General features: G+C 49.1%; 9 protein-coding genes. All 9 read right to left on the bottom strand.

Going from position 1 to position 6,989, the window contains the following annotated elements; all coding sequences use genetic code 11:
* Nucleotides 1-36: 36 nt before the first annotated feature.
* Nucleotides 37-789 (bottom strand): hypothetical protein, encoded by a 753-nt coding sequence (locus tag CRG97_RS11290; protein ID WP_098743014.1) that lies wholly within the window; start codon nt 787-789, stop codon nt 37-39.
* Nucleotides 790-812: 23 nt separating this feature from the next.
* Nucleotides 813-1,172 carry a 2Fe-2S iron-sulfur cluster-binding protein gene (locus CRG97_RS11285; RefSeq protein WP_098743013.1) on the bottom strand — a complete coding sequence of 120 codons (360 nt, stop codon included), beginning with the start codon at nt 1,170-1,172 and terminating at the stop codon, nt 813-815.
* A gap of 69 nt (nt 1,173-1,241) precedes the next feature.
* The gene (locus tag CRG97_RS11280) at nt 1,242-1,826 is read right to left on the bottom strand and encodes a hypothetical protein (protein ID WP_098743012.1); all 585 of its coding nucleotides are present in this window, start codon (nt 1,824-1,826) and stop codon (nt 1,242-1,244) included.
* Between the two features lie 39 nt (nt 1,827-1,865).
* Nucleotides 1,866-2,045, bottom strand: a complete 180-nt coding sequence (locus tag CRG97_RS11275; RefSeq protein WP_071223929.1) for a DUF2768 family protein — start codon at nt 2,043-2,045, stop codon at nt 1,866-1,868.
* Nucleotides 2,046-2,187: 142 nt separating this feature from the next.
* On the bottom strand, nt 2,188-2,463 hold the full coding sequence (locus CRG97_RS11270; protein WP_006209456.1) for a stage VI sporulation protein F: 276 nt from the start codon (nt 2,461-2,463) through the stop codon (nt 2,188-2,190).
* A 63-nt stretch (nt 2,464-2,526) separates the two neighbouring features.
* Nucleotides 2,527-3,567 carry an NAD(P)H-dependent glycerol-3-phosphate dehydrogenase gene (locus CRG97_RS11265; RefSeq protein WP_076320956.1) on the bottom strand — a complete coding sequence of 347 codons (1,041 nt, stop codon included), beginning with the start codon at nt 3,565-3,567 and terminating at the stop codon, nt 2,527-2,529.
* Nucleotides 3,560-4,186, bottom strand: coding sequence for a glycerol-3-phosphate 1-O-acyltransferase PlsY (plsY, locus tag CRG97_RS11260; RefSeq protein ID WP_076320955.1), 627 nt, complete (start codon nt 4,184-4,186; stop codon nt 3,560-3,562). Before plsY ends, CRG97_RS11265 begins: the two co-directional genes overlap by 8 nt.
* An 11-nt stretch (nt 4,187-4,197) precedes the next feature.
* Nucleotides 4,198-5,520: a ribosome biogenesis GTPase Der gene (gene der, locus CRG97_RS11255; protein ID WP_098743011.1), complete on the bottom strand. Its 1,323-nt coding sequence runs from the start codon at nt 5,518-5,520 to the stop codon at nt 4,198-4,200.
* A gap of 211 nt (nt 5,521-5,731) precedes the next feature.
* Nucleotides 5,732-6,949 carry a 30S ribosomal protein S1 gene (gene rpsA, locus CRG97_RS11250; RefSeq protein ID WP_076320953.1) on the bottom strand — a complete coding sequence of 406 codons (1,218 nt, stop codon included), beginning with the start codon at nt 6,947-6,949 and terminating at the stop codon, nt 5,732-5,734.
* Nucleotides 6,950-6,989: the final 40 nt, after the last annotated feature.

Below are 6,989 nucleotides of genomic sequence, written 5' to 3'. Positions count from 1 at the left end.
AAAAAAAACACCCCGCCGATAACGGCGGGTATAGGTTTAGGATAGCGGCTGAGCAACGGGCTGCCCATCCTTCCATGTATAAGGTACGGATTTTACGGGGACATAATAGGATTCCTGCTCCAGGAACACGCGTAGATCCTCTCCTTCTTGAGGGTCGGAACCGTTCTTCTGGATCGCCTGCATAATATCAAAGGCATAATCGGCGTACACCGTTCCCTCTTCATCCATCATAATGGCCATCTCCTGACCCGAGTATACACTCATCAATGTAATGGATTTGGCATCGGTCTTGGACAGGTCCACTGCCGTATACCCCGGGTAGAGGGCTTCTCCTGCAGGAAGGGCGTTGTCATGCGCCATTTTGTACAAATTCACAGCTCTCTGAACGTCATTCACCTTCTGGGCCGTGGTTAAGTCCATAACCTTCACGGTTGGCTCGGTTTCCTCATTAATAATGAGAAAATATCCGCTGCCGCCCTTCTCAAATGCCGTATCCGGAATCTGGTCGATGTATCCCCGGTTCTTCAGCTGATCCAGATCGACCCGGTATTTCTCATACCGCGGAATTTCCGGACCCGCTGTAATTATCGGCAAGATTCCCTGTTCTTTATAAAAATCATCTACAGCCGATTGTATCCGTTTGACACTTTCCCTATACGAAACCTTGTTCTCCTGCAATTTCTCGTCAGGATAAAGGCATCCTGTCAGCAACATCGGAAACAGCACCAGGATTAAGACTACAGACGTCCGCTTCGAACGGCCTGCCGCTTGGGTCATCCAAGTGATCATACTCAACTAACATCATCCTCGCTTTAAATAAAGTCATCGGACTCCCGGTTTCTCGCAGCTTCCAACTGTTTGCGTATCGCAGCTTTGAGCGGATCCTCGGGAATCATTACCTTTATGTGATTCGTAATTCTCGTCTGGCAGGATAGCCGGTAGCCTTGTTCAATCATCGATGTCCCCAGCTTCCTGATTTCCTTGGGCTCAGGCGCAGAGCAATGATTGCGTTCCTCGCTCGGAACGATGATCTTGCACATCAAACAACCGGCTTTGCCTCCGCAACGGGTAGGAATACGCACACCCGCCCGACGCGAGGCATCCAGAACATTCGTGTGCGGACGAACCTTGACCTTTTTCTGATCCGGCTGAAATAATACCTCGTAGTCCAACGGTAACGCGCTCCTTTTCTTATGTACCCATTCTGCTAAGCTCCCTGGCCATTTTTCACAGCACTTCGGTTACAATCCGGTTAATCGGTTCAAAACCATTCGATGCTCCCCATGCAGATGGTTCCGGCTTAACAACTGCTGCAGAAGCGGCATATGATGGTCCATGTCCCGCCGGATCGCTTCCGCAATGGCGACGTATCGATCCGGCCTGTCTCGAAGCACATTAAACACCAGTTCATGGGATAACGGCATCAGGCGCACCGTGACGCCCTGTATATGACACTCTAGTGCTGCAGGATACAGCAATTGATCGATCTCAACGCAGTAGGAGGACCCGTTTGAATTCACTTCAAATCCGCCTACCAGTTCAATCGGGACTTTCTCTATTTCATAGTGGCTCAGTATCGAGGAATATATCCCTTCTTGGTCTAAGTGGGGAGCATCCACGGCCATAGCAGCCAGCGACTCATGCAAAGGCTGTACGCCCCCTGCATCGGTATAGATATCGATATCTCTCGGCGGCTTGTCCAATGTTACATCCTGAAGAAGCAAGCTGCAGCTTCCACCTAGCAGCCAAGCAATAGGTGCCTGATTCATCTTATGAATGGCGGTAGCTAACACATTCTCCAATTCCGGCAGATCATTCAGCGTCATGCTGCACCCCTTTACTATCGTCCGGATTGGCTTCCTACGTTATATGATGGAGGCCAGTCCAATAATAAAACCGAAAATCATCATCATAAAGGCTACGAACGACAGTGCCCCGCGCAGAAAACCCTTGGTCTTGCTTCGCGCAAGCGTAACCACGATGACGGACAGTGCCATAATCAATAATGCGACTAGGGACAGCCACATCTTTTGCATTGGATCCATGTCACGAAACTCTCCAATCTCTCATCAATTTCAACCTATTATATCACGAAAATGATAGCGCCTCACCTCAGGTATGTCGAAAAAAAGAACAAAAGCCGCTATCCCATCAGGAGCGTCTTTTGTTCAACATTATCATCGTATCTTATTTGTTCATCATCATTTTCATCAAGGCTTCCATATTGCTCGGATTCATGCCACTCTTCTTCACCGCGCCGACAATCTCCTGGATCGTGTCCTCACTAACAGGTATGTTCGCCATCGAAGATACCTGCTTGATCAGCTGGCGGAGCTGGGCTTCATTTTGCATTGTAGACGGCTTAACCGTGCTAGCCAGCTTATTGACAGCCCCTGAAGAAATTTTCTTGCCGCTTTTCTTGTTAATCGCATTCAGTACATCCTTGTGAAAGCTTTTGCTCATTTCCACCCCTCCTCCGACATCCTCACATTAATATATGAGTCAATCATCGGAATGGTGAATAAGCTAAGTGTGCCATTGCTCCCAAGTTTCAAGCGGCATCAATTCCATCTCGGTCTTGGGATCCCGGCCCATCAAGGCTTCAACGGCAATGCGGGGATTGCGGTCTTTAAACAACACATGGTAAAGCTGATCGGCAATCGGCATCTGTACGCCGTATTTCTCGGAGATGGCATGTGCGGCTTGAGTCGTTCGAATTCCTTCCACAACCATACCCATGGAACCCAGAACCTCATCTAACTTCTTACCCTGACCCAGCATCGAGCCAGCCCGCCAGTTTCGGCTATGCTGGCTGGTGGCGGTAACCACGAGGTCACCGATCCCGGCCAGCCCGGCAAATGTCAGCGGATTCGCGCCCATTTCCATGCCGATTCGCAAAATTTCTGCCAAACCTCTCGTAATAAGCGCTGCCTTAGCATTATCACCGAAGCCTAGTCCGTCGGACATCCCGGCGCCCAAAGCAATGATATTCTTCAAGGCCCCGGCCAGCTCAACACCAATCATATCCCGATTCGTGTACACTCTGAAATATGTGTTCATAAACAAATCCTGAGCGGCTACAGCCGCCTCGGCATCCAAAGACGCCACAACAACCGTTGTCGGGCAGCGTCTGACCACTTCCTCCGCATGGCTGGGTCCTGATAATACCACCACGCGGCCTTCCTCACAGCCAAGCTCCTCGGATATGACGGTGGACATCCGCTTCAAGGATTCAATTTCAAATCCTTTGGTCGCATGAATCACCAGCATGTCCTCGGTCCAAAACTGCTTCAGCTGCCCCGACACTTCCCGCATCGCGGACGAAGGTGCAACGATAACCACAGCAGCAGCCGACGAGACAGCCTCTTTCATATCGGTTGTGGCGCGGATATTCGGTGATAACTCCACCCCGGGTAAATAACGGTTGTTGGTATGGGACTCGTTGATTTCACGAGTCTGTTCCTCTGTTCTTGTCCAGACGACAACATCCAGATTATTAGAAGCGAGAACACTTGCCAAAGCGGTTCCCCAACTGCCTGCCACCAGAACAGCGACTTTGTCAGACAACGCGCTTCCCTCCTTTGCCCTTTCCTTTTCCGGAACCCAGCTTGTTTTCACGCCCCTGCACAAGCTTCACGATGTTCGAGCGATGCCGCCAGAAGGCGAATACACATATGATGAAGCTCGTCCAAAAGATTGGCCACGAATAATCCGCGATCAATAGAAAAACAGGGGTAAGCACTACAAAAATAAGGGAACCCAAAGATACATAACGGGTAAAAACAATGGATAGAATTGCGATAATGCCTGCTATAACCGCTGGTATAAAGCAAAGCGTAGCAAGCACCCCAATGGCGGTTGCAATCCCTTTGCCGCCTCGAAAGCGGAAGTATAGAGGCCAATTATGACCGATAATGGCCGCAATACCGCACAATCCTGGCAGCCACGCATTGTCCCCCCCGAGCCATCGTCCGATCCAAACCGCAGCGATGCCCTTAATTACATCCAAGACCAATACAAGTATGGCAGGTCCCTTTCCCAGGACGCGAAGGGTATTGGTTGCCCCGGCGTTGCCGCTGCCATGCTGACGAATGTCAATCCCTTTCAGGATTTTGGCAAACAGTACGCTAAAGCTTACCGAACCGAGTAAATAACACACTACTATCGCTACGATCTCCAAAATCAAGCTATTCTCCCCTAACTCTCATCAGACTTTCTTCGAGTAAATATCCTGATGGGTGTACCTTCAAAGTCAAACGCGGCCCGAATCTTGTTCTCAAGGTAACGCTCATATGAGAAGTGCATCAATTCGGGATCGTTGACAAATACGACCATGGTCGGCGGCTTAACCGCAACCTGTGTTGAGTAGTTAATACGCAATCTTCTTCCCTTATCCGTTGGAGGCGGATTGATGGCAATCGCATCGGATATGACATCGTTAAGGAGGTGTGTCTGTATGCGAAGTGAATGCTGATCAGCCACATGCTTAACGACAGGGAGCAGCTTTTGCAAGCGCTGCTTCGTTTTGGCAGACAAGAACACAACCGGCGCATAGGTCATGAACAAGAAATGATCCCGAATCTTTTTCTCGAACTGCTGCATCGTTTTGTCATCTTTCTCGACCATATCCCATTTATTGACCACGAACAAAGATGCTTTACCGGCCTCATAGGCGTAACCGGCAATATGCTTGTCCTGTTCGATGATGCCTTCTTCCCCGTTTATGAGGACGAGAACAACATCCGCGCGCTCGATGGCGCGCATGGCACGCATGACGCTGTATTTCTCTGTGGTCTCATAGACTTTCCCGCGTTTGCGCATGCCTGCCGTATCGATGAGCACATACCGCTGCCCATCCTTCTCGAACGGCGTGTCGATCGCATCGCGTGTAGTGCCTGCAACGTCACTGACAATGACACGCTCTTCTCCCAAAATGGCATTAACCAGGGAGGACTTGCCCACATTCGGTCTGCCAATCAGGGCAACTCGAATAACATCCTCGTCATATCCATCGTCTTCCAGCTCAGGCAGATTCTCAACCACAACGTCCAGCAGGTCGCCGATCCCTGTGCCGTGACTGCCCGATATTCCGACAGGATCGCCAAATCCGAGGGAATAGAACTCATAGATATCATCAACGCGCTTCAAATTATCCACTTTGTTTACACTTAGAATGACAGGTTTACCTGAACGGAACAGAATCTGTGCAACTTCCTCGTCCGATTGGGTAACCCCTGTCTTTGCATCGCACATAAATACGATGACGTCCGCTTCTTCAATTGCAAGCTCGGCCTGCATGCGTATGGATTTCAATATCATGTCATCGCCATCGATTTCAATACCACCGGTATCAATGACGCTGAACGCTTTACCATTCCATTCGGCACTACCGTAAATCCGGTCACGGGTAATACCCGGTTTATCTTCAACGATGGCTAATCTGTCGCCAATCAATCGGTTAAATATGGTCGATTTACCGACGTTAGGCCGTCCAACGATAGCCACTACGGGTCTTGCCATAGTCACTCCTCCTGTCAATTCTTACGATTATCATCATAGCAAAAAACGTTACAATTGGCTAACCTTTCATCTTTATTTCTATTATGCTCTACCCCATGTTACAACATCCGCAAACGTTCGTCCCCTAAAAAAACAAATGGCGAACCCAGATTTCTGGGTTCGCCGACTTCGTTATGATAGGTCAATAGACCGAACAAAACTGTTCCCGGGCTTACTTGAATTTGCTCAGCTTATCGCCGAAACGCTCTCCAAGCGTAACGCTCATGCCTTGATTGTTCAAAGAAACGTTCGGATTGTCTTTCAGGTCGATTTTAGGACCTTTGGACGGTTTTTCAGCTCGAGGAGCTTGAGCTGGCGCTTCTTCCGTTTCTTTGATGCTCAGGCTGATACGTTGCTCAGAAGTGTTGATATCAAGCACTTTAACCTGAACTTCTTGGCCTTCTTTCAATACTTCTTGCGGTGTACCGATATGCTTGTGGGAGATTTGGGAGATATGAACCAAACCTTCAACACCTGGTGCCAGTTCAACGAAAGCTCCGAAATTAACCAAACGTTTAACAACGCCTGTTACGATGTCGCCAGTGTTGAATTGCTCGCCAGCTGTTTCCCAAGGACCTGGAGCGGCTGCTTTGATACTGAGGCTGATTTTCCCTTTTTCAGGATCCACTTTCAGTACCTTCACACGCACTTGATCGCCTTCGGACAATACATCCGCAGGCTTGTCGACGTGGCTCCAAGCGATCTCGGATACGTGAACCAATCCGTCTACGCCGCCAACATCAACAAATGCGCCGAATTGCGTAAGGCGTTGTACTGTACCTTCCAGCACTTGGCCATCTTGAAGCTCGGACATCACTTTTTGTTTGTTAGCTTCGAATTCTTCTTCCAGAACATCCTTCTGGGAAAGAATCACTTTGTTGTTCTCGCGGTCCAGTTCCTTCACTTTCACGCGAAGCGTGCGGCCTTTGTAGTCGCTGAAGTCTTCAACGAAATGACGCTCTACCATGGATGCAGGAATAAATCCGCGTGCACCAACATCAGCTACGAGTCCGCCTTTAACCACGTCAGCCACCGTTACTTCGAATACGTCCTGATCCGCAAAATGCTTCTCAAGCTCTTCCCATGAATTCTCGGTGTCGATCGCGCGCTTGGAAAGAACCAGGCTTTCCTTATCGTCGTTAATGCTAACGACTTTGCACTCTACCTCTTGGCCAACCTGAACCGCATCAGATGCATTATCAAGTTGTACAGAAGACAGTTCGCGAACAGGAATTACGCCGTCATATTTATATCCAATGCTTACATAAGCTTGGTTGTCCTCCAGTTTGACGATCGTCCCTTTCACGGTGTCCCCTTTTTTCAAGGATACGATTTGGTCCAGCTGCTCTTGGTTTTCAGCAGCCTCTTGATTTCTTGTTTCTTCCGACATGTCAAATAACCTCCTCAATTCAAACCCCATTTATTTAAAC

Origin of the sequence: Paenibacillus sp. EZ-K15 (assembly GCF_002573715.1) — a bacterium.
Taxonomy (GTDB): Bacteria; Bacillota; Bacilli; order Paenibacillales; family Paenibacillaceae; genus Paenibacillus_AQ.
Note: the sequence above shows the minus strand (reverse complement) of the source record. Positions and strands in the feature narration are given on the sequence as shown.